The organism is Janthinobacterium glycogeni (assembly GCF_051380725.1).
Classification (GTDB): Bacteria; Pseudomonadota; Gammaproteobacteria; order Burkholderiales; family Burkholderiaceae_D; genus Janthinobacterium.
Genome location: NZ_JBNYXP010000001.1, coordinates 413200 through 433515, shown reverse-complemented (window position 1 = coordinate 433515; position 20316 = coordinate 413200). Strand labels below are relative to the sequence as shown.

Here is a 20316-nt window from a genome sequence, read left to right as displayed (position 1 = left end):
TGTGCGATAATTTCGAAGGACCGTTGCCTGGCGCTATGCCTTGGCTTCCTTTCTTCCCTTCGCTGTACGATGAACAAAGTATAGGCCCCAGTGCGGAGAAAGAAAAACGGAAAATCTTGCGACCTATGATCGAAAAAATCGAATGCTAAGACTGAGCCTGGAAGCGCTGCAAATTGTTGACGCCATCGACCGCCGCGGATCGTTCTCGTCGGCTGGCAAGGAGTTGCATAAAGTCCCGTCCACCATTTCCTATACGGTGGCCAAGCTCGAGGACGACCTGGGCGTGCAGGTGTTCCAGCGCAACGGCCCGAAAGTCATGCTGACGGCGGCCGGCCAGGAATTGCTGAAAGAGGGCAGGTATTTGCTGAAGGCCGCGCAGGACCTCGAACACCGCGTGCGCAGGGTGGCGTCCGGCTGGGAAACGGAGTTGTCCATCGGCATCGATTCCATGTTTTCCGCCGTAGCCCTGGCCGACGACGTGCGCGCCTTCTACGACGTGGCGCAGCAGACGCGCTTGCGCCTGTCGCAAGACACCCTGTCGGGCACGTGGGAAGCGTTGCTGGACCGACGCGCCGACTTGCTGGTGGGCGCGCCCGGCGACGGGCCGGCCGGTGGCGGCTATATCGCGCAGCCGATCGGCATGCTCGACTTCGTCTTTACCGTGGCGCCCACGCATCCGCTGGCGCAGGTGGCCGAACCCTTGTCGCGCGGCCATTTGCAGCAGCACCGGGCCGTGGTGGTGGCCGATTCGGCGCGCCAGATGGCGCCGCGCACGGTGGGGCTGCTGCTGGGGCAGGATGCCTTGAGCGTGCCGAACATGCAGGTCAAGTTCGATTACCAGGTCCTGGGGCTGGGCTTTGGCTTCCTGCCGGGGCCGTGTGCGCGCGCCGCCATCGCGCGTGGCTTGCTGGTGGAAAAGGCCGTGGAAGAGCCGAAACCGTCGGAAACGTTTTACCTGGCCTGGCGCGTGGGCGAGGATGGCGCCGCGCTGCGCTGGTGGATGGCGCGCATGCGCGAACCCGATGTGTTTGCCCGCCTGGCGCAGCATCTGCCAGGCCATTCGGCGTAGGCCTTAAAATGTTGACATACGCCAACACTTTTAAGTTACCATATTCACAGTATTTCCCGCCCGACCTCCACGCCCACAGTGGGATTTTGATGATTACACACACCGCAGCGCCCCTGATACCTTCCCCTGACCTGGTCCAAGAGTGGGGTTGCCATGCTTGAGGCGAAGGTCGCGCTGTGCCTGCGCCTGGCCCAGGACGCCCGTGAACAGGCGGGGCCGCAGCAGGCCGCCACCCTGGCGCGGCTGGAGGAAGAGCTGGAGCGGCTGCGCGGCGCCAGCCGGCCCGTGGTGCGCGTGGCGCCCCCTGACGCCTTGCTGGAAATCGATCCCGACGGCTTTTTGATCGGCTGGAACCATGGTGCCGAACAGATGTTCGGCTATTCCGAACTGGAAGCGCTGGGCCAGCACATCCTGTTCTTGTATCCGGAAGACGACGCGGAAGCGAGCGTGCTGGAACTGCATTTCACGCAGGGCGATGTGGCCACCGATGTGCGCCGGCGCAAGAAGTCGGGCATGGTGACATGGCTGCGCATGCACCGCCACGTGATCCACGACCAGGCGGGCAAGGGCTGCGGCATGGCCGTGCGCCTGTCGGCCATGAGCGAGCCGCTGTCCGACGTGGACAAGGTCAGGTTGCACGCCCGCATCATCGAAGACAGCGAGCAAGCCGTGCTGATCACGGATGCGGAAGAGCGCATCGTCTCGATCAACAGTTCCTTTAGCCGCATCACCGGCTATTCGCCGGCCGAAGCCATCGGCCGCACGCCGGACTTGCTGCGCTCGGGCGTGCACGACCCGGATTTCCGCGCCAAGGTGCGCGCCGCCATGCGCGGTCACGGCTCCTGGCGCGGCGAGATCATCGGCAAGCGCAAGAATGGCGAGCTGTTCCCGCAAGATGTCACCATCAGCGTCGTGCGCGACGAATTCGGTGAAATCAGCCATGTATTTTCCCTGTTTTCCGATATCTCGGTGCACAAGGATGCCGAGGCGCGCATGCAGCGCATGGCCAACTACGACAGCCTGACGGGCTTGCCCAACCGCTGCCTGCTGAACCAGTTGGTCGACCAGGGCCTGGCCGAAGCGAAGCGCCAGGGCACGCATGGCGCGCTGATGGTCATCGACATCAGCCGCATCGGTTCCATCAGCGACACGCTCGGCCATGAAGTGGGCGACCAGTTGGTGATCGCCATCGGCCAGCTGTTCCGCGGCGCCCTGCGCGATGCGGACATCCTGGCGCGGGTCGACAACAGCAAGTTCGTCGTGGCCCTGCTGCACATCGAGAAGCGCGAACACGCAGCGAACGTGGCGCAAAAGCTGCTCAACCTGCTGGAGGCGCCGATCAATATCGATGCCCACGCGCTGCACGTGGGCGCCAGCATCGGCATCACCGTGTATCCGGAAGACGGCCTGGAAGCGCCGGCCCTGTTCCGCTTTGCCGACGTGGCCGTGGCCAAGGCGGGGCAGACCATCGAATCGACCTTCCTGTTCTACCGCGAAGACATGAACCGCAGGGCCAAGGAGCATCTGCGCCTGGAAAGCGAAATGCGGCTGGCGCTCGGCGACAAGGAGCTGGAGTTGCATTACCAGCCGAAAGTGAGCCTGGCCAGCGGACGCATCGTGGGCGCGGAAGCCTTGCTGCGCTGGAAGCATCCGATGCGCGGCATGGTTTCGCCCGGCGTCTTCATCCCCGTCGCCGAGGAAACCAGTCTGATTCTGGAGCTGGGCACCTGGGTGCTGGACGAGGCGTGCCGCCAGATCCGCAACTGGGAAGACCGGGGCCTGCACATGCCGGCCATCGCCGTCAACCTGTCGGCGCGCCAGTTCGATGAACAGTTGCCGGCACGCATAGCGGCCGTGCTCGAGCGCTACCAGGTGCGGCCCGACCAGATCATGCTGGAAATCACGGAAAGCCTGCTGATGCGCGGGGCCGACAAGGTGATCGGCATCATGAACCAGCTGGTGGCCATGGGCCTGGCGCTGGCGCTGGACGACTTCGGCACCGGCTATTCCAGTCTGGCCTACCTGAAGAAATTCCCCATCAGCACATTGAAAATCGACCGCTCGTTCGTCATCGGCTTGCCGTTCGAGGAAAACGATTGCGCCATCGCCCGCGCCATCGTCACCATGGCGCAGCAGCTGCGCCAGGAAATCGTCGCCGAAGGGGTGGAAACGGCCGAACAGATGCGCTTCCTGCGCGAACTCGGTTGCGACCAGCTGCAAGGCTATCTGTTCAGCCCGGCCGTGCCGGCGGCCGAATTCGAGCTGATGCTGGGCGAGGGCCGGCAGCTGCGCCTGGGCGAGGCCGTCGTTTAAGGCAGGCCCAGCTTGACCTTTTCCAGCAGGTAATCGAGCATCACGCGCACCCGGGCCGGTACTTGCAGGCCCGGTCCCACGAAGACGGCGTGCACGAGTTCCTTGTCGCCCGGATTGTAGTCCTGCAGCACGGGGAGCAAATCGCCGTGCTCGATGTCGCGCTGCACGTGCTGGCGCGAAAAACGTCCCAGCCCCATGCCCGCCAGCGCCAGCTGGCGCATGCTTTCGCCATCGCTGACGCAGGTATTGCCCTGCGGCGCCACCTGCACGGTGTTGCCGGCTTCATCGAGGAAGGGCCACGTTTCGTTCTGGCAGCGGAAGTTGAAGGCCAATAAATTGTGCTGCGACAATTCCTGCGGCGTGCGCGGCAGGCCGTGGCGCGCCGCGTAGGCGGGCGAGGCCACCACGACCATCGTATCTTCACCCAGCTTGCGCGCCACCAGGTTCGATTCCTTCAGCTTGCCCGTGCGGATGGCGATGTCGGTGCGGTCTTCCAGCAAGTCGACGATGGCGTCGCTGACGACGACGTCGAGCACGATGTCGGGATAGCGCTGCGCGAACTCGGGCAGGATGGGCAGCAGGTGGCGCACGCCGAACGGCACGAAACAGTTGATGCGCAAGCGCCCGCGCGGCGCCGCGCCCTGCGACGCCTCGCGCTCGGCGCCGTCGATATCGTCGAGGATGCGCTTGCACTGGATAAAGAAGGCGTCGCCCTCGGGCGTCGTGTGCAGCTGGCGCGTGCTGCGCTGGAGCAGCCGGGCGCCCAGCCGTGCTTCCAGGCGATTGACGAGCTTGCTGACGGCCGACGGCGTCAGGGCCAGGCGGCGCGCGGCGGCGGAAAAGGCGCCCGTTTCCACCACGGCGGCAAACACGGCCATCTCGAACGCGCGATTGATGTCTTGCCTGGACATTATTGAATCCATTTCACAGGTGTTTCCATTATTAGAGTCTATATCAAAAGCGATTGCATCGCTACACTGGCTGGCTTGAACTCTGCCGGAGAAATACCATGACCACCGCACACCCTGTTTCCACCCCAGCCAGCACCATGCCGCCCGGCGTGCTGGCGCTGGCCGTCGGCGCCTTCGCCATCGGCGTCACCGAATTCATCGTCGTCGGCATCCTGCCGACCATCGCCAAGGATCTGCAGATTTCCATCGAATCGGCCGGCTCGCTGGTCAGCCTGTATGCGCTGGCGCTGGCCATCGGCACCCCGCTGCTGGTGTTATTGATGTCGCGCCTGCCGCGCAAGACCGCCTTGCTGGGCTTGATGAGCGTGTTCCTGGCCGGTAATTTGCTGGCCGCCTTGTCGCATACGTTCGAGTTCCTGCTGCTGGGGCGTGTCATCACGGCCGTGGCGCACGGCACCTTCTTTGCCATCGGCGCCACGGTGGCCGCCAGCCTGGTCACGAAGGCGCAGGCGGGCAGGGCGATTTCCGTGATGTTCGCGGGATTGACCCTGGCCATGGTGATCGGCGTGCCGCTCGGCAGCTTCCTCGGCAACCTGATGGGCTGGCGCCTGCCCTTCTTTGCCGTGGTGGTCTTGGCGGCCGTGGGGCTGGGCGCCATGGCGCGCTGGCTGCCGGCCGGTTTGCAGCAGGGCAAAGGCGGCAAGGCCATGACGCAGCTGGCGGCCATCGGCAGCGGTCCCATCCTCACCATGATGGCGATTACGACTTTCGGCTTCGGCAGCAGCTTTGCCGCCTTCACGTTTATTACGCCCATCCTGACGGATGTGACGGGTTTTTCCGCCACCATGGCCAGCGCCCTGCTGATCGTGTTCGGCGTCGCCACCTTTGCCGGCAACCTGGCCGGCGGCTACCTGACGAGTCACCTGGGCTGGCAAAAAGCCTTGCGCCTGATGCTGCTGTTGCTGGCCGCCACGCAAGCGGGCGTGGCCTTGAGCATCACTTCGCCATGGATGATGACGGTGATGCTGTTCGTTTGGGGCGTGTTCGCCTTCGGCCTGTCGCCCGCCCTGCAGGCCGGCATGCTGGCGACGGCCGAACGCTATACGCCCCAGGCCGTCGATTTCGCTTCCGGCCTGAATATTTCCGCGTTTAACCTCGGCATTTCCTTCGGTTCCATGCTCGGTGCGCTGATGGTGTCGCGCCAGCTGATGGCGTCGTCGCCCTGGGCCGGCGTGGCCGCCGCCTTGCTGGCCCTGCTGCCGCTGGCGTGGCTGGCGCGCAAGAACCTGGCCGCTCACGTGACGGGGGCGGCCGTGCACTGAACACGGCGCCGCCAGGCTTATTCGAGCAGCGCGGCGATCGCCAGCGGCGTGCCGTTGGTGAGGACCTGCCCCCCGTCCGGATGCGCGCTGAAACGGTAGGCGAAGACACGGAAAGTGCCTACGGCGTCGCCGGGAAAGGCTGGGCCTTCCTGCGCCGCCAGCGGGAGCGCCGCGCCATCGCCGCCCTGGTAGCGCACTTGCGCCGCCTCCGTCCTCGCATACGCAAACTGCACGCCGGCGCAGCGCTTGCCGCCAGCGCCGCCGGTGTGGCGCGCGTAGGCGAGGAATTGTTCGCAGGCGGCGCGCAGATCGCCTGCCGCATATACGCCATCGGGTCGCGTGACGATGGAGACCCACGCGCTTGACGTGATCTGCCCCGGCTTGCGGTTCCAGCTCAGCTCCGCATTGTCGTCATAAGCGGCCTTGGAAAACGGGAAAACGGCGCGGCTCAGCGCATCGAGCGGCAGCGCCAGCTGCGCGCCCTTGCCCTGCAAGGTCAGGCGCAAGCCTTCCGTGGACACGCTGGCGTCGCGCGGGCGCAGGCGCAGATGTTGCTGCAGGAATTGCTTGGGCTTGCCATATTTCTCGAACCAGAGCATGTGGCGGTAGGCGTCGCGATACGCGCTCCAGTCGCTGCCTTCCTGTGCGCCGGCGAACGCGGGCAGCAGTGCCAGGCCGAGAAGCAGGGATTTGCGCATGCCGCTTAAAACCGGTAACCGAGGCCGCTGGACCAGCTGATGACGTTGCGCCGTTCGATGAAGGGACTGCGGGCCGGACCGCTGCCCAGCCGCGTGCCCGTCACGGCGCTGTTGAGCAGCCACTGGCTGCTCAGGGCCCAGTTCCAGTTGACGCCCGCCTCGACGGCGGTGACGCCGCCACCCGGACGGTAGTCGCGCGCGCCCCCGGCAGCAAAGCTGACGGCGTAGCGCTCGTCCATCACGGCGCCGCTGGCCAGCGACACGCCGGCCGACACGGTCACCGTATGATGGGCCGCCAGCGAGGGCAAGGTCTTTTGCAGGCCGATCTGGCCGCGCCAGCCGCGCGCGCTCGTGTCGTACAGCAAGTTCGACGTGACGCGCGTCTGCTCGCCCAGGTAATGGCCATAGAAACCGCCCACGTCGAGCGAGCCCTTGATGCGCCGCGTGCCGCGCAGGCGCCAGCCATCTTCCGGACCGCGCGCGTTGCTGGAGGCGAGCAGCGGGCCGTACTCCACGCCCGGCGTGGCCGACAGATGCATGCCTGCCACGCCGCTGGCAGAGACGAACACGCCGTTGCTCCACTGGACCTGCAGCAGCGGCCGCAGGACGGCGGCGCGCGGTGCGCCATCGTCCGTCGCGGAGCTGCCCGTGACAGCCGCGCCCACGTACATATCCCTGCTCCCATCGGGCATCATCAGCGCGCTGGAGCCGTCGGCCAGTGCCGGAGCACAGGCGGCCAGCAGCAACAGCAGGGGAGAAAAACGGGAAAAAAAACGGGGAGCGAACTTGTTCATGTCATCCTTTTAAAAGCCGAAGCGGACACCGAGCGCCAGGCGGTTCATCCTGCTATCGAATCCTTCGTATTTGACTGTCGGGGCGTGCTCCCATTCGAGCTGCAGCGCCACGTCCTTGCTGATCTGGTAAGCCACTCCCACGCTCGCGTACAGGCCGGTAGTGTTCGCCGATTCAGCGGGCGGCGCATTCCTGCCGTCGATGGTGAATTCGACGCGGCTGCGCGCCACGCCGGCCTTGCCGAACAGCGACCAGTTCTCGTCCAGGCGCCACGTGCCGCGCGCCGCCAGGTAGGCGGCGCTGGCGCGTACCTTGAGCTGGTAGCCAGGATCGAGGTCGAAACTGGTTGCGCCGCCGCTGGCGCGGTAGCCGCCTTCCAGGGCCCAGGCCGGCGTCAGCTCGTAGCCGGCGAAGGCGCCGAAGGGTACCGGCTTGCCGCTGGCATCGCGCTGGGTCGTCGCGCCGCCGGCCGCGTACTGGATCTTGCCGTCGGTAGCCGGGCTGACGTTGGCACCCACATACAGGCCTTCGGCATGGACGATCGAAGTGGCGGCGACGGCGAGCAGGGTGCTGCATGCAATTTTTTTCATGTTCGGATTCCGGTTGAAGTAGGAGCCATCAATGTTAGGCAAACATCGTCCCGGAATCCGCCTGGGTTTGTCCTTGAATTGTCCTCAATTTGTAGGCCGCATTTGTATGAAAAGTGTAGCAATGTGTACCGGATTGTCGAATTTGCCACAGGCGCGCCGCGCTCCACTACAATACGCCACAAAAATGGCGGCGCGGAGGGGCGATGCAAGGTGTCATGCTGGTGGAAGACGATGCGCGGCTGGCCGCGCTGGTCAAGGAATACCTGGAGCAGTACGACTATGCGGTCGACGTCGTCACGCGCGGCGACCAGGCCCTGGCGCGCTTTCGCGATACCCGGCCCGAGCTGGTGATACTCGACCTGACCCTGCCCGGCGTCGACGGCCTGGTGGTGTGCCGCCAGCTGCGCCAGCTCAGCGCCGTGCCCATCCTGATACTCACCGCGCGCGAAGACACCTTCGACGAAGTTTCGGGCCTGGAGCAGGGCGCCGACGACTACGTGAACAAGCCGATCCAGCCACGCGTGCTGCTGGCCCGCCTGCGCGCGCTGCAGCGGCGCGGCAGCACGGCGGCCGGCAGCGATATCGTCATCGGCCAGCTGCGCGTGTCGCGCGAGAACCGCGCCGTGCACTGGCGCGGGCAGGAAATCGCCATGAACAGCGCCGAATTCAAGCTGTTCGTCATCCTGGCCGACGCCGCGGGCAAGGTCATGTCGCGCAATGACATCCTCGTCAAGATGCGCGGCATCGAATTCGATGGACTCGACCGCAGCATCGACAACTGCATCTCGCGCCTGCGCCGCAAGTTCGACGACGCCGGCGCCGAGCGCATCAAGACGGTGTGGGGCGAAGGCTATCTGCTCACGCCCTCCGCCTGGGAATGAACCGTCTTTTCTGGCGTTTCGCGCTGCTGGTGCTGCTGGCCATCGCGCTGGGCAGCGGCGTCATTTACTTCACCTTCAGCGGCCTGTTCGGCGACCCGCTCGAGCATATCGCGCGCGACCAGGCCGCCGGCCAGATCTTCCTGCTGGAGCAGTACATCGACCAGGCGCCCGCCGACGAATGGCTGCCGCGCCTGAACAAGGTGCGCGAAGTGTCGGACGTCACGCTGGAGCTGCAGCCCCTGTCCGCTGCGCTGTCGGCGCTGCCGGCCGCCCGGCGCGCGCCGCTGCTGCAAGGCGCTGTCGTGATGGACGTGGGCGGCAAGGGCTTTTACCGCCGCGTCGACGCCACGGGCGCGCGCTATGCGGGCAGCGACGACGACGTGCTCCACGCGCAGAACCTGCCCATCGACGTCGGCCAGGCGCTGCGCATGGAGGCGATCCGTTTCGCCGTCATCGCGCTATGCCTGCTGCTGCCGCTCGGGTGGTGGACGCGCGCGCACGGCCGCAGCCTGGCGGCGCTGTCGCGCATGGCCGACGATTTCGGACGGGGCGACCTGGCCGCGCGGGCGCAGGTCAGCCCCGCATCGAGCATCGCGCCGCTGGCGGGCCGCATCAACGACATGGCCGAGCGTATCGCTTCCCTGCTGGAGGCGCGCAAGCATTTGCTGCTGTCGGTCTCGCACGAGCTGCGCACGCCGATCGCGCGGCTGGAATTCGGCCTGGAACTGCTGGCCGGGCGGCATGCGGACGGCCAGCCCGACCTGCAGCGGCGCATCGACGCCATGGGCGCCGATGTCGAGGAATTGAAAACCCTGGTCAATGAGCTGCTGGGCCTGATGCAGCTCGATCATGCGCAGGCGCTGCCGCGCCAGCCCTTCTCCCTGGCGCCCCTGCTATACGCCTGCGTGGCGGCGGCCTTGCCGCAGCAGGTGCACGCCGGCATTGCCGACGACCTGGGCGAACTGCGCGGCGATCCCCGCCTGCTGGCGCGCGCCGTCGGCAACCTGCTGGGCAATGCGGCCAAATATGCCGTCGCGCGCGTGGCGCTGTCGGCTTTCCGCGATGGCGAGGCGCTGCGCATCGTGATCGAGGACGACGGTCCCGGCATTCCCGCCGGGCAGCGCGACCGGGTATTTGCCCCGTTCTACCGCCTGGCTCGCGAGCAGGACCATGCGGCCGCCGGCCACGGCCTGGGACTGGCCATCGCCGCCAGGGCCGTCGCGCTGCACGGCGGTGCCATCGCCATCGACGATTCGCCGCTGGGCGGGGCGCGCTTCACGATTTGTATTCGGGCCTGAGCCGCGCCGCGCCGCGTCTCTGGCGTTGCGCCATGTACGAGCTGCCCATCGACGCGGCCATGATCATGGCGATGGCCAGCCACTGCCCGGCACCCAGCCGCTCATCGAGCAGGATGAAGGCCAGCATGGCTGCCACGGCCGGTTCCATGCTGCTCATGATGCCGAACGCTTGCGGCGTCAGCCGCTTCAGGGCCCTCATTTCCAGCGAGATCGGTATCGCGCTGGAAATGAGGGCCACGCCCAGACCGACGGCCAGGACGACGGGCGAGAGCAGGGCGGCGCCGCTGTGCATCACGCCCACGGGCACGACCACCAGCGCGGCCATGGCCAGGCCCAGCGAGACGGAATGGCCCGCATGCAAATGGCTGGCGCGCTTGCCGAAGACGATGTACGAAGCCCAGCAGACGGCGGCGCCCAGGGCGAACAGCACGCCCGTGGGGTCGAGGTTGCTGACGTCGTGGCCCAGCGGCAGCAACAGCGCCAGTCCCGCCACGGCCAGGGCCACCCAGACGAAGTCGAGCGGGCGGCGCGAGGCCAGCAGCGCCACGGCCAGCGGGCCGGAAAATTCGATGGCCACGGCGATGCCGAACGGAATCGTGCGCAAGGCCATGTAGAAGCACAGGTTGGTCAAGCCCAGCGCGCCGCCGTACAGAGCCACCGTGTGCAGGTCGGCGCGGCTCAGCTGCCAGCGCCACGGGCGCCAGAACAGCAACAGCAGCAGCGCGGAAAAGCCCACGCGCACGGCCGTCGTGCCTTGCGCGCCGACCAGCGGGAACAGGCTGTGCTTGGCCCATGAGGTGCCCAGCCCCAGCGCGGTGACGGAGCCGAGGATGGCCAGCAGGGGAATGAACGAGGAATAGCGGCGTAATGGCATGGAGATAAATGGCTTGATATCGAAGTGGTGAAAGTTTATTGTGTCTGCTCCGATATTTGCACTGCATTTTGACCTCCATGACGCAACTTTCGCTCACGCCTTCCATCGACCTCGACGCCTTCGATCTGGCGATACTCGATATCCTGCAGCGCGATAACACGACCTCGCAACGCGAAATCGCCCAGGCCGTGCATTTGTCGGCGCCGGCCGTACAGCGGCGTATCCGCCGCCTGCGCGAGAGCGGGGTGATCCGCCATGAAGTGGCCGTGCTCGACGCGAGCCGCCTGGGCCGTCCGCTGATCCTGACGGTGGAAGTGCATTTGCACGACGAGCACCCGCAGCGCACGGCCGGCATGCGCGCGCGCATCATGGCCGAGCCTGCCATCCAGCAGTGCTACGGCATCACGGGCGAGGCCGATTACCTGTTGATCATTAGTGCCAGCAGCATGGCCGAGTACGAGGCGCTGACGGAACGCCTGTTCGGCGGCGACGACAATATCCGGCGCTACCGCACCTCGGTGGCATTGACCTGCCTCAAGATGGGCTTGCACGTGCCGCTGGCATAGGATCGGACAGATGACGATCTCCAACAAGAAGCAAGCGGCCGTGACGGCGGCCATGCCCGCCAGCCTGCGTGCCGCCGTGGCCGGCTATCGATGGGTGCGCGATACCGCCGGTGAATCGGACGCTGCCGTCTACCGCCTGCAGGGCAGGGATGGCGCGCCGGACCTGTTTTTGAAGCATGGCAAGGGTGTTGCCGCCGCCGAGCTGGCCGATGAGCTGGCGCGGCTGCGCTGGCTGGCGCCGTACCTGCCCGTGCCGGCGGTGCTCCAGTTTGCCCAGGCGGCAGACCCGCAGCAGGCGTGGCTGCTGACGGCAGCGCTGCCGGGCAAGATGGCGCACGAATTGCTGGAAGCCAATCCTGAGATTGGCCCCGCCGTGGCCGACGCGCTGGCGGCCTTCCTGCGCCAGCTGCATGCGCTGCCGGTGGCCGGCTGTCCGTTCGACGCCGGCCATGCCGTCCGGCTGGCCCAGGCGCGCCGACGTATCGATGCGGGCCTGGTCGACGCCGACGATTTCGATGCCCGGCGGCAAGGCTGGACGGCAGAGCAGGTGTGGCTGGCGCTGCAGCGCTGCCAGCCGCTCACGCCCGACCTGGTCGTCACGCATGGCGACTTTTCGCTGGAGAATGTCCTGATGCAGGACGGCGCCGTTTCCGGCTGCATCGACGTGGGCCGGGCCGGTGTTGCCGACCGCTACCAGGACCTGACCATCGTCTGGCGTGCTCTCGGTGAGTTGGACGCCGCGCTACAGCAAAGGTTTGTTGACCAATATGGGATCGTTGATATCGATCAAGGCAAGCTGCAATTCCATGTGTTGCTCGACGAGCTGTTTTGAAGGTCGCCAGCCATCAAGGCTCCTCGCGTTCGGCATCGCGTTCGCGGCAGCTCAATGACGCGTAATGGCCCCTGGGCAGCCTGGTCTTGATGGCAACTTCGCCCAATGCCTGCCGGATGTCGACGGGGTCGGTCAGTGTGCAGCGCTGGGCGTGGGCGAACGCCTGAAGCTTCTGCGTGCTGCCATGCACCCTCACCGTGACGCCAGCGCCGGGGCTGACGCAGCAGCCGATGTATTGCGTGATGTATTCTTCCTCGATCAGCACCAGTGCATGCCCCATGAAGCTGGCCGGTTTTTTCAGCAGGTAGTAATCGGTATAGTCGAAGCGCTGGTCCGGGCGCTTGCCGACGTAGCCTTCGCGCATGTAAGCGGCGATCGCCTTGCCGGAAGTGCCCACTCTGTCCGTCGTGCCCTTTTTCAGGTGCAGCGCATGGAGCAGGCCGCTTTCGAGCAAGGGATCGGTAGCGGCGAGGGCGCTGGCGCCACTGGCGGCGAGCAGGATAGCGCCGAACAGGCGGCGGGTGCGGCACGCAGACAAGGGAGTAGTTTCTTGCATATATTTCAAGCGTAGAGGGGAAGAGGCGCAGTGTAGCCCACGCCAGCCTGTGTGCGTGGCACAATGCGTAATCGGCACGCCACGTGTCACTGACCCCAGGACTTTCATGACCCGCGCCATCCTTGACGAAGCCCAGATCCATCCCGTCGCCCGCCCTTTGATCGGCAGCAAGCACCAGGACATCGTGCGCGAAGTGCAGGCCGCCATCGCCGCGCACCAGGTGGTCGTCGTCGGCATGGCGCTCAATCCGTTTCCGCGCAAGGCGCGCAAGATCCTCGACGTGCTGGGCACGCCCTACCAATACCTGCAATACGGCAGCTATTTGAACCAGTGGCACCGCCGCAATGCCCTCAAGATGTGGACGGGCTGGCCCACGTTCCCCATGGTCTTCGTCAACGGCGTGCTTATCGGCGGCGCCAGCGAATTGCACAAGCTCGTGGAAAATGGCGAGTTCAGCGCCATGCTGGCAAAGAAGGTGCGCCAGTTCTGACCTGTTCCTTACTCGCCCGGGCGCCACGGCGACTTGCGCGTGCGCAAGGGGTCGAGCAGGCTGCGCAAATCGTTGTGGTCGAGCTCATACATCAGCGCGATTAAACTACCCAGTTCGCCCGAGGGGAAGCCCTCGCGCGCGAACCAGCCCAGGTAGTGTCCCGGCAAATCGGCCAGCAAGCGTCCCTGATATTTCCCGTATGGCATTTCGCGCGTGACCAGCAGCGCCAGTTTTTCTGAATTCATGGTGGTGACCCCGTGTGGATGCGGCCAGTGTAGCAGACCATCACATTGTTGAGTTTGGCGCAACTATCTTCTGCCCGATCAAGTATTTTTCGGAATAAAGAAATCTCCGATACTGCATGCCAACATCATTTATCGGAGTTTGCCATGCCCATTGCCTTGCTCGCGCTGACCCTCAGCGCATTTGCCATCGGAACCACCGAGTTTGTCATCGTGGGGCTGTTGCCCACCATCGCCGCCGACCTGGGCGTCAACCTGCCGTCGGCCGGCCTGCTCGTCAGCCTGTATGCGCTGGGCGTCGCTGTCGGCGCGCCCGTGCTGACGGCCCTGACGGGCAAGATTGCCCGCAAGACCCTGCTGTTGTCCTTGATGGTCTTGTTCACCTTGGGTAATTTGCTGGCGTGGAAATCGCCGGGCTATGAAACCCTCGTCGTCGCCCGCATCCTGACGGGGCTGGCGCATGGCGTGTTCTTTTCCATCGGCTCGACCATCGCCACGTCCCTGGTGCCGAAAGACAAGGCGGCCAGCGCGATCGCCATCATGTTTACGGGCCTGACCGTGGCCCTGGTGACGGGCGTGCCGCTGGGCACCTTCATCGGCCAGCATTTTGGCTGGCGCGAAACCTTCCTTGCCGTTTCGGCCCTGGGCCTGGTGGCGTTCATCGGCAGCCTGCTGTACGTGCCCTCGACCATCCAGCACAGCAAACCGGCCTCGCTGCTGCAGCAGGTGCAGGTGCTGGGCCAGCCCCGGCTGCTGCTGGTGTACGCCATGACGGCCGTCGGCTATGGCGGCTCCTTCATCGCTTTTACTTATCTGGCACCGATTTTGCAGCAAGTGTCGGGTTTCAGCGCCGGCGCCGTGGGCGCGGTGATGCTCGTGTATGGCGTGTCCGTGGCCTTCGGCAATATCTGGGGCGGCAAGCTGGCCGACAAGAAGGGGCCAGTGCGCGCCCTGAAACGGATCTTCTTGCTGCTGTCCGCCGTTTTGCTGCTGCTGACCTTCACGGCGCCGCACCCGGTGCTCGTCGTCATCACCGTGCTGCTGTGGGGCGCCGTGGCCTTCGGTAATGTTGCTGGCTTGCAAGTGTATGTCGTGCAGCAAGCGGAGCACTTCACGCCCCGCGCCGTCGACGTGGCCTCGGGCCTGAACATCGCCGCTTTCAATCTGGGCATCGCCGGCGGCGCCTGGGGCGGCGGACTGATCGTCGAGCACCTGGGCCTCGTGCACACGGGCTGGATCGGCGCCCTCGTCGTGCTGGGCGCCTTCGGCTTGACGGCCCTGAGCGGCCGGATGGATCGCTTGAATCCCATTCCCGTGCGTGCTGGCGGCGAGAAAACGATGCATGCGGTGGGGCATTAATCTACAGGCAAGTTGCTGGCATGGACGAGAGCCGGGTTTACAATAGCGCTTACCTTTCTCTCGCCCATACTCCCCATGTCCGATACCGCAATGTCACCGCTGCGCCTGCGCGCCGCCATCAATCCGAAACCGCTGGGTGTCGCCCTGTTGCTCATCGTGCTGGGCGCCTGGTATCTGGCGCAGAGCGTCGGCATCAAGCAGGCCGCGCTGTACGTGGTGGGCGCCTTGCTCGGCATCACCCTGTATCACGCGGCCTTCGGCTTTACATCGGCCTGGCGCGTCTTCATCGCCGATGGCCGCGGCGATGGCTTGCGCGCGCAAATGCTGATGCTGGCCGTGGGCGTGGCGCTGTTCTTCCCCGCGCTGTCGGCCGGCACCCTGTTCGGCACGCCCGTCGCGGGCCTGGTGTCTCCCGCAGGCACTTCCGTCATCTTCGGCGCCTTCATCTTCGGCATCGGCATGCAGCTGGGCGGCGGCTGCGCCTCCGGCACGCTGTACACGGTGGGCGGGGGCAGCACGCGCATGCTCATCACCCTGGCCGCCTTCATCGTCGGCTCCGTGATCGGCACGGCGCATATGCCGTTCTGGACGGCATTGCCGCAATTGAAACCCATTTCCCTCGTCACAAGCCTGGGCCTGGCGCCCGCGCTGGCGCTGAACTGGCTCGTCTTCGCGCTGATCGCCGGCATCACGGTGCTGGTGGAAAAGCGCCGCCATGGCAAGCTCGTCGCCACGCCGCTGCGCCCGTCCCAGGCGTCGCCCTGGCTGCACGGCCCCTGGCCGCTGGTGGCGGGCGCCGTCGCGCTCGTCGTGCTGAACTTCGCCACCTTGGCGCTGTCAGGCAAGCCGTGGGGCGTGACGTCCGCGTTCGCCCTGTGGGGCGCCAAGGCTGCGTCCGTGGTCGGCATCGACACGGCCAGCTGGGCCTACTGGTCGACCAAGGCGAATGCCGCCGCCCTGGCCGCGCCGCTGACGCAGGACAAGACGTCCGTGATGGACATCGGCATCGTGCTGGGCGCCATGCTGGCCGCGGCCCTGGCCGGCCGCTACGCGCCCGTGTGGCGCATCCCGCGCCGCTCGATCATCGCCGCCATCGTCGGCGGCTTGCTGCTCGGCTACGGCGCGCGCCTGGCCTACGGCTGCAATATCGGCGCCTATTTCAGCGGCATTATTTCGGGCAGCCTGCACGGCTGGCTGTGGCTGGTCTGCGCTTTCCTGGGCAACGTCATCGGCACGCGCTTGCGTCCGTGGTTCGGCCTGGAAGTGGAGAAAGTCAAACCGAGCGGCTGCTGAGGCCGGCGCAAACAGAGGCTTTGCTGTATATTTCTGCCCCTGTTCACCTCGCCGCCAGCGCAACACCCATGTCTCCAGTCACCCTGTTTGCCGTCGTCCTCGCGTACTTCCTGATCCTGCTGGGCGTGGCATGGCGCACCTCGCGCCATGCCACCAACGACAGTTTCTTCATCGGCAACAAGGACAGCAACTGGATGCTGGTGGCCTTCGGCATGGTGGGCACGACCTTGACGGGCGTGACCTTCATCAGCGTGCCGGGCGCCGTGGGCAGCAACGGTTTCGGCTACATCCAGCTGATGCTCGGCTATGTGCTCGGCTACCTGGCCATCACCTTCATCCTGCTGCCGCTGTACTACCGGCTGCAGCTCACGTCCATTTACCGCTACCTGGAATGGCGCCTGGGCCGGCGCTCTTACCAGAGCGGGGCGGCGTTTTTCATCGTCTCGCGCCTGCTGGGCGCCACGGCGCGGCTGTATCTGGTGGTCAATATCCTGCAAGCGACCATCCTCGACAGTTTCGGCGTGCCGTTCTGGCTGACGGCGTGCGTCGTGCTGCTGCTGATCCTGCTCTACACGTATGAAGGCGGCGTGAAAACCATCGTCTGGACCGACACCCTGCAAACGGCGTGCATGCTGGCCGGCCTCGTCATCTGCAGCGTGTTTCTGCTGCGCGCGATGGATCTGTCCCTCGTCGACAGCCTCGAGCGCATGCGCGCCCAGGGCCTCACGCGTATCTTTACCACCGACCCGGACAGCCCCGCCTACGTGTGGAAGCACATTCTCGCCGGCATGTTCATCACGATCGCCATGACGGGCATGGACCAGGAAATGATGCAAAAGAATATCTCCGTGCGCACCTTGCGCGATTCGCAAAAAAATATGCTGAGTCTGACCGTCGTGCTCACTGGCGTGCTGCTGCTGTTCCTCTTCCTCGGCGGCTTGCTGCATTTGTACGCGCCGCTGGCCGGCGTGACGGCCACGGGCGACAAGCTGTTCCCCGCCGTCGTGCTCGGGCATTTCCCCGCCGCGGTGCAGCTGATTTTCTTCATCGCCCTCATTTCCGCCCTGTTTCCCAGCGTCGATGGGGCATTGACGGCGCTCACGTCCACCTTCTGCATCGACATCCTGGGCCTGCAGCGCCGGCAGGATTTGAGCGCCGCCGCGCAGATGCGCTGGCGACGCCGTGTGCACCTGGGGTTCGCCGCCCTGTTCCTGATCCTGATCATGGCTTTCAAGTGGCTGGACGACCCCAGCATGATAGGCGTGATCCTGAAGCTGGCCAGCTACACCTATGGTCCGCTGCTGGGCCTGTTCGCCTTCGGCCTGCTGAGCCGGCGCGGCGTGCGCGACCGCTGGGTGCCGCTGGTGGCCGTGGCGGGGCCGCTGCTGTGCGCGCTGATCGAAGGGGAGCAGGCGCGGCTGTTCGAGCATTACCGCATCGGCCTGGAATTGCTGATACTGAACGGTTCCCTCGTGCTGGGCGGCCTGTTCCTCATTTCCACGCCGCCAGGGCAGGGCGGCCAGGGCGCGCAACACTTGTCAAAATAAGACGATTCCACTCATTTTCAGTTATATTGGTTTCCTTTAGGTATATAACCTCACGGAGCATCAATGTCACTGAACCCCTTCCCGCCGCTGCGCCGCGGCTTTGGCGCATTCTGGCGCGCGCTGGACGCCACCCGCCGCGCGGTCATCAATCTGATTTTCCTGCTGATCGTCATCGCCATCCTGATCGCCATCTTTGGCGGCGGCGCCAAGCCCCTGGGCGAGAAGACCACCCTGGTGCTGGACTTGCAAGGCCCGCTGGTCGAGGAAACCCCGGGCGGCGTGCGCGAGGCCGTGCTGGCCAATGTCAGCGGCGAAGTCAAGAAAAGTGTGCAGTTGCGCGACGTGCTGGCCGTGCTCGATACGGCGGCCAAGGACAAGAACATCGGCTCCATGGTGATCCTGCTCGACGAATTGCAGGGCGGCGGCCTGGCGTCGCTGCGCGAAGTGGCGGCCGGCGTGGAGCGTTTCCGTGCCTCGGGCAAGAAAGTCACGGCCTGGGGTTCGAGCTACAACCAGCGCCAGTACCTGGTGGCGGCCAAGGCCGACGAGGTGTTCCTGCACCCGATGGGCGGCGTCATGCTGGAAGGCTTTGGCCGCTACCGCAATTACTACCGCGACGCGCTCGACAAGGTGGGCGTGACGGTCAACCTGCTGAAAGTGGGCACGTATAAAAGCGCGGCCGAGCCTTTCATCGCCAACGGCCCGTCCGATGCGGCGGCCGAAGCGGACCGCTACCTGAACAACGGCCTGTGGACCACCTACACGACGGACGTGGAAAAGGCGCGCAAACTGCCGGCCGGCACCATCATGCAAACGATCGACAACCTGCCCGCGCTGATGACGGCTGCCGGCGGCGACATCGCCAAGTTGTCGCTCAATGGCAAGCTGGTCGACGGCCTGAAAACGCGCGATGAACTGCGCCAGTTCATGATGGCGCGCGGCGCCAAGAACACGGAAGGCACGAACTTCCGCCAGGTGAACTACACCGACTATCTGGCGCGCCTGCGCCCCGTGCACATCGGCGACGCCGTCGGCGTGGTCATCGCCTCGGGTGAAATCGGCGACGGCATCGCGCCACCGGGCGCCATCGGCGGCCTGTCCACTTCGCGCCTGATCCGCCAGGCGCGCGAAGACAAATCGATCAAGGCCGTCGTGCTGCGCGTCGATTCGCCGGGCGGCAGCGCCTTCGGCTCGGAACTGATCCGCCGCGAACTGGAACTGACGCGCGCCGCCGGCAAGCCGGTGGTCGTCTCGATGGGCAACGTGGCCGCTTCGGGCGGCTACTGGATCAGCACCTCGTCCGATGAAGTGATCGCCGACGCGGCCACCATCACCGGTTCCATCGGCGTGTTCGCGATCCTGCCGACGGCCGACAAGGTGGTGGAAAAGCTGGGCATCCACACGGCCGGTTCGCCGACCACGTGGCTGGCCGACGCGGGCAACCCCTTGCGCCCGCTCGATCCCCGCTTCGCCGAAGTGATCCAGGGTTCGATCAACCACGTGTATGGCGACTTCCTGAGCCTGGCCGCCAAGGCGCGCAAGACGACGCCGGAAAAGATCGATGCAGTGGCGCAGGGCCGCGTCTGGACGGGCTTGCAGGCGAAAGAGCGCAACCTGGTCGACCGCATCGGCAGCTATGGCGATGCGCTGGCCTCGGCCGCCAAGCGCGCCAATCTGGGCGCCGACTACCGCGTGACCTACCTGGAGCAGGAGACGTCGAACGTCGATCGCCTGATCGGCATGTTCGGCTCCAAGGCCATGGCCTCGCTGGGCTTGGGCGAGCACGTGAAACTGGGCCTGGCCGGCACGGGCTTGCCGGCCGACGCGGCGCTGGGCATGGCGCAAGACCTGAGCTGGCTTTCCGGCATCACGCGCGAGCACAAACCGTTCATGGCCCTCACGCACTGCCTGTGCGAGGTGCCTCTGGGCGGCAAATAAGGTAAAAGGCCGGGGTCGGACCCGCCGGGTCCGACCCCATACATGGGGGTAAAGCATGGCAAGCGACATGAGCGGACATACGGCGATCACCATCCGGCCCTGCGCCAAGGGCGACGAGCAGGCGCTGGCGCTGGTGGGCCAGGCCACTTTCCTGGAGGCGTTCGCCGGCATCCTCGATGGCGCCGACGTCATCGCCCATTGCCAGCGCCAGCACGACGCGCAGCTGTACCGCGACTGGCTGGCGCTGCCGGCCATGCGGCTGTGGCTGGCCGAGGCCACGCCGGGCGGCGCTCCCGTCGGCTACCTGGTGCTCAGTCCCGCCAGCCTGCCGGTGGCCGACCCCCGCCCGGACGATCTGGAAATCAAGCGCATCTACCTGCTGCACCGCTTCCAGGGCCAGCGCGTGGGCCAGCGCCTGATGCAGGCGGCGCTGAGCCAGGCGCGCGCCAGCGGGGCGGGAAGGGTGCTGCTGGGCGTGTATGCGGAAAACCACGATGCGCTGGCGTTCTATGCGCGCTGCGGCTTTGCGCAGGTAGGACGGCGCACCTTCCGCGTGGGCCGCACCGACTATCAGGATGTCATCCTCGGGATGACCTTGTAAATCCAGGTAAAGAATCGCCGCCGTCCGTCGCCGCCCGGGCACCCGCGTGGCGCCAGGTCAAGGCGGATGGCGGGAGATTTGTAGCGAGTTTGTATCTGCATGCGAGTCGCCCGCGCCAGGCCAATCCCGGGGCGCGGCGCCCCG

Annotated in this window: 20 protein-coding genes; 13 read left to right on the top strand and 7 right to left on the bottom strand. The window is 65.8% G+C overall.

Features of this window, described 5'->3' with window-relative positions; all coding sequences use genetic code 11:
* Nucleotides 1-142: 142 nt before the first annotated feature.
* Both ACQ4W4_RS01985 and ACQ4W4_RS01980 read left to right on the top strand, forming a co-directional pair.
* Nucleotides 143-1069 (top strand): LysR family transcriptional regulator, encoded by a 927-nt coding sequence (locus ACQ4W4_RS01985; protein WP_070224088.1) that lies wholly within the window; start codon nt 143-145, stop codon nt 1067-1069.
* A 153-nt stretch (nt 1070-1222) separates the two neighbouring features.
* Complete coding sequence (locus tag ACQ4W4_RS01980; protein ID WP_436540579.1) at nt 1223-3382, top strand: putative bifunctional diguanylate cyclase/phosphodiesterase; 2160 nt, start codon at nt 1223-1225, stop codon at nt 3380-3382.
* Here ACQ4W4_RS01980 and ACQ4W4_RS01975 read toward each other — a convergent pair.
* A complete protein-coding gene (locus ACQ4W4_RS01975) occupies nt 3379-4293 on the bottom strand; it encodes a LysR family transcriptional regulator (RefSeq protein WP_436540578.1) in 915 nt (304 codons plus the stop codon). The genes ACQ4W4_RS01980 and ACQ4W4_RS01975 overlap by 4 nt on opposite strands.
* A 98-nt stretch (nt 4294-4391) precedes the next feature.
* Between ACQ4W4_RS01975 and ACQ4W4_RS01970 the strand changes: the two genes are divergently transcribed.
* Nucleotides 4392-5615: an MFS transporter gene (locus ACQ4W4_RS01970; RefSeq protein ID WP_436540577.1), complete on the top strand. Its 1224-nt coding sequence runs from the start codon at nt 4392-4394 to the stop codon at nt 5613-5615.
* 17 nt (nt 5616-5632) lie between these two features.
* Here the strand turns inward: ACQ4W4_RS01970 and ACQ4W4_RS01965 are convergent, their stop codons facing one another.
* Genes ACQ4W4_RS01965 through ACQ4W4_RS01955 form a run of 3 tightly spaced genes read right to left on the bottom strand, consistent with a single transcriptional unit; the run spans nt 5633 to nt 7695 of the window.
* Entirely contained in the window at nt 5633-6313 is a 681-nt protein-coding gene (locus ACQ4W4_RS01965) for a hypothetical protein (RefSeq protein WP_436540576.1), read from the bottom strand.
* Between the two features lie 5 nt (nt 6314-6318).
* A complete protein-coding gene (locus ACQ4W4_RS01960) occupies nt 6319-7107 on the bottom strand; it encodes a MipA/OmpV family protein (RefSeq protein WP_436540575.1) in 789 nt (262 codons plus the stop codon).
* 9 nt (nt 7108-7116) lie between these two features.
* Nucleotides 7117-7695 carry a porin family protein gene (locus ACQ4W4_RS01955; protein ID WP_436540574.1) on the bottom strand — a complete coding sequence of 193 codons (579 nt, stop codon included), beginning with the start codon at nt 7693-7695 and terminating at the stop codon, nt 7117-7119.
* 203 nt (nt 7696-7898) lie between these two features.
* On the opposite strand from ACQ4W4_RS01955, the gene ACQ4W4_RS01950 reads away from it, so the two are divergent.
* Nucleotides 7899-8576: a response regulator gene (locus ACQ4W4_RS01950; RefSeq protein ID WP_436540573.1), complete on the top strand. Its 678-nt coding sequence runs from the start codon at nt 7899-7901 to the stop codon at nt 8574-8576.
* Nucleotides 8573-9874, top strand: a complete 1302-nt coding sequence (locus tag ACQ4W4_RS01945; protein WP_436540572.1) for an ATP-binding protein — start codon at nt 8573-8575, stop codon at nt 9872-9874. Before ACQ4W4_RS01950 ends, ACQ4W4_RS01945 begins: the two co-directional genes overlap by 4 nt.
* On the opposite strand, the gene ACQ4W4_RS01940 is transcribed toward ACQ4W4_RS01945, so the two are convergent.
* The gene (locus ACQ4W4_RS01940) at nt 9852-10748 is read right to left on the bottom strand and encodes an EamA family transporter (protein ID WP_436540571.1); all 897 of its coding nucleotides are present in this window, start codon (nt 10746-10748) and stop codon (nt 9852-9854) included. The genes ACQ4W4_RS01945 and ACQ4W4_RS01940 overlap by 23 nt on opposite strands.
* Before the next feature lie 77 nt (nt 10749-10825).
* Between ACQ4W4_RS01940 and ACQ4W4_RS01935 the strand changes: the two genes are divergently transcribed.
* Both ACQ4W4_RS01935 and ACQ4W4_RS01930 read left to right on the top strand, forming a co-directional pair.
* Nucleotides 10826-11314 carry an Lrp/AsnC family transcriptional regulator gene (locus ACQ4W4_RS01935; RefSeq protein ID WP_436540570.1) on the top strand — a complete coding sequence of 163 codons (489 nt, stop codon included), beginning with the start codon at nt 10826-10828 and terminating at the stop codon, nt 11312-11314.
* A 10-nt stretch (nt 11315-11324) separates the two neighbouring features.
* Nucleotides 11325-12146 (top strand): APH(3') family aminoglycoside O-phosphotransferase, encoded by an 822-nt coding sequence (locus ACQ4W4_RS01930; protein WP_436540569.1) that lies wholly within the window; start codon nt 11325-11327, stop codon nt 12144-12146.
* Between the two features lie 13 nt (nt 12147-12159).
* Here the strand turns inward: ACQ4W4_RS01930 and ACQ4W4_RS01925 are convergent, their stop codons facing one another.
* Nucleotides 12160-12702 carry a hypothetical protein gene (locus ACQ4W4_RS01925; RefSeq protein WP_436540568.1) on the bottom strand — a complete coding sequence of 181 codons (543 nt, stop codon included), beginning with the start codon at nt 12700-12702 and terminating at the stop codon, nt 12160-12162.
* A gap of 106 nt (nt 12703-12808) precedes the next feature.
* Here ACQ4W4_RS01925 and ACQ4W4_RS01920 point away from each other — a divergent pair, with 106 nt between their 5' ends.
* Complete coding sequence (locus tag ACQ4W4_RS01920) at nt 12809-13192, top strand: glutaredoxin (RefSeq protein WP_436540567.1); 384 nt, start codon at nt 12809-12811, stop codon at nt 13190-13192.
* An 8-nt stretch (nt 13193-13200) separates the two neighbouring features.
* Here ACQ4W4_RS01920 and ACQ4W4_RS01915 read toward each other — a convergent pair whose 3' ends face one another.
* The gene (locus ACQ4W4_RS01915; RefSeq protein ID WP_034749909.1) at nt 13201-13437 is read right to left on the bottom strand and encodes a DUF3820 family protein; all 237 of its coding nucleotides are present in this window, start codon (nt 13435-13437) and stop codon (nt 13201-13203) included.
* A gap of 144 nt (nt 13438-13581) precedes the next feature.
* Between ACQ4W4_RS01915 and ACQ4W4_RS01910 the strand changes: the two genes are divergently transcribed.
* The 5 genes from ACQ4W4_RS01910 to ACQ4W4_RS01890 all read left to right on the top strand — a co-directional run bounded on the left by ACQ4W4_RS01910 (nt 13582) and on the right by ACQ4W4_RS01890 (nt 20172).
* Nucleotides 13582-14793, top strand: a complete 1212-nt coding sequence (locus tag ACQ4W4_RS01910) for an MFS transporter (RefSeq protein WP_436540566.1) — start codon at nt 13582-13584, stop codon at nt 14791-14793.
* Between the two features lie 75 nt (nt 14794-14868).
* The gene (locus ACQ4W4_RS01905) at nt 14869-16086 is read left to right on the top strand and encodes a YeeE/YedE family protein (protein WP_436540565.1); all 1218 of its coding nucleotides are present in this window, start codon (nt 14869-14871) and stop codon (nt 16084-16086) included.
* Nucleotides 16087-16154: 68 nt separating this feature from the next.
* Nucleotides 16155-17633, top strand: coding sequence for a sodium:solute symporter (locus ACQ4W4_RS01900; RefSeq protein WP_436540564.1), 1479 nt, complete (start codon nt 16155-16157; stop codon nt 17631-17633).
* Nucleotides 17634-17696: 63 nt separating this feature from the next.
* A complete protein-coding gene (gene sppA / locus ACQ4W4_RS01895; protein WP_436540563.1) occupies nt 17697-19571 on the top strand; it encodes a signal peptide peptidase SppA in 1875 nt (624 codons plus the stop codon).
* A gap of 67 nt (nt 19572-19638) precedes the next feature.
* Nucleotides 19639-20172: a GNAT family N-acetyltransferase gene (locus ACQ4W4_RS01890; RefSeq protein WP_436540562.1), complete on the top strand. Its 534-nt coding sequence runs from the start codon at nt 19639-19641 to the stop codon at nt 20170-20172.
* Nucleotides 20173-20316 lie beyond the last annotated feature (144 nt).

Coding starts and splice junctions, on each gene's coding strand:
- ACQ4W4_RS01985 (WP_070224088.1), top strand. CDS start 143: ATGCTAAGACTGAGCCTGGAAGCGCTGCAAATTGTTGACGCCATCGAC.
- ACQ4W4_RS01980 (WP_436540579.1), top strand. CDS start 1,223: ATGCTTGAGGCGAAGGTCGCGCTGTGCCTGCGCCTGGCCCAGGACGCC.
- ACQ4W4_RS01975 (WP_436540578.1), bottom strand. CDS start 4,293: ATGTCCAGGCAAGACATCAATCGCGCGTTCGAGATGGCCGTGTTTGCC.
- ACQ4W4_RS01970 (WP_436540577.1), top strand. CDS start 4,392: ATGACCACCGCACACCCTGTTTCCACCCCAGCCAGCACCATGCCGCCC.
- ACQ4W4_RS01965 (WP_436540576.1), bottom strand. CDS start 6,313: ATGCGCAAATCCCTGCTTCTCGGCCTGGCACTGCTGCCCGCGTTCGCC.
- ACQ4W4_RS01960 (WP_436540575.1), bottom strand. CDS start 7,107: ATGAACAAGTTCGCTCCCCGTTTTTTTTCCCGTTTTTCTCCCCTGCTG.
- ACQ4W4_RS01955 (WP_436540574.1), bottom strand. CDS start 7,695: ATGAAAAAAATTGCATGCAGCACCCTGCTCGCCGTCGCCGCCACTTCG.
- ACQ4W4_RS01950 (WP_436540573.1), top strand. CDS start 7,899: ATGCAAGGTGTCATGCTGGTGGAAGACGATGCGCGGCTGGCCGCGCTG.
- ACQ4W4_RS01945 (WP_436540572.1), top strand. CDS start 8,573: ATGAACCGTCTTTTCTGGCGTTTCGCGCTGCTGGTGCTGCTGGCCATC.
- ACQ4W4_RS01940 (WP_436540571.1), bottom strand. CDS start 10,748: ATGCCATTACGCCGCTATTCCTCGTTCATTCCCCTGCTGGCCATCCTC.
- ACQ4W4_RS01935 (WP_436540570.1), top strand. CDS start 10,826: ATGACGCAACTTTCGCTCACGCCTTCCATCGACCTCGACGCCTTCGAT.
- ACQ4W4_RS01930 (WP_436540569.1), top strand. CDS start 11,325: ATGACGATCTCCAACAAGAAGCAAGCGGCCGTGACGGCGGCCATGCCC.
- ACQ4W4_RS01925 (WP_436540568.1), bottom strand. CDS start 12,702: ATGCAAGAAACTACTCCCTTGTCTGCGTGCCGCACCCGCCGCCTGTTC.
- ACQ4W4_RS01920 (WP_436540567.1), top strand. CDS start 12,809: ATGACCCGCGCCATCCTTGACGAAGCCCAGATCCATCCCGTCGCCCGC.
- ACQ4W4_RS01915 (WP_034749909.1), bottom strand. CDS start 13,437: ATGAATTCAGAAAAACTGGCGCTGCTGGTCACGCGCGAAATGCCATAC.
- ACQ4W4_RS01910 (WP_436540566.1), top strand. CDS start 13,582: ATGCCCATTGCCTTGCTCGCGCTGACCCTCAGCGCATTTGCCATCGGA.
- ACQ4W4_RS01905 (WP_436540565.1), top strand. CDS start 14,869: ATGTCCGATACCGCAATGTCACCGCTGCGCCTGCGCGCCGCCATCAAT.
- ACQ4W4_RS01900 (WP_436540564.1), top strand. CDS start 16,155: ATGTCTCCAGTCACCCTGTTTGCCGTCGTCCTCGCGTACTTCCTGATC.
- sppA (WP_436540563.1), top strand. CDS start 17,697: ATGTCACTGAACCCCTTCCCGCCGCTGCGCCGCGGCTTTGGCGCATTC.
- ACQ4W4_RS01890 (WP_436540562.1), top strand. CDS start 19,639: ATGAGCGGACATACGGCGATCACCATCCGGCCCTGCGCCAAGGGCGAC.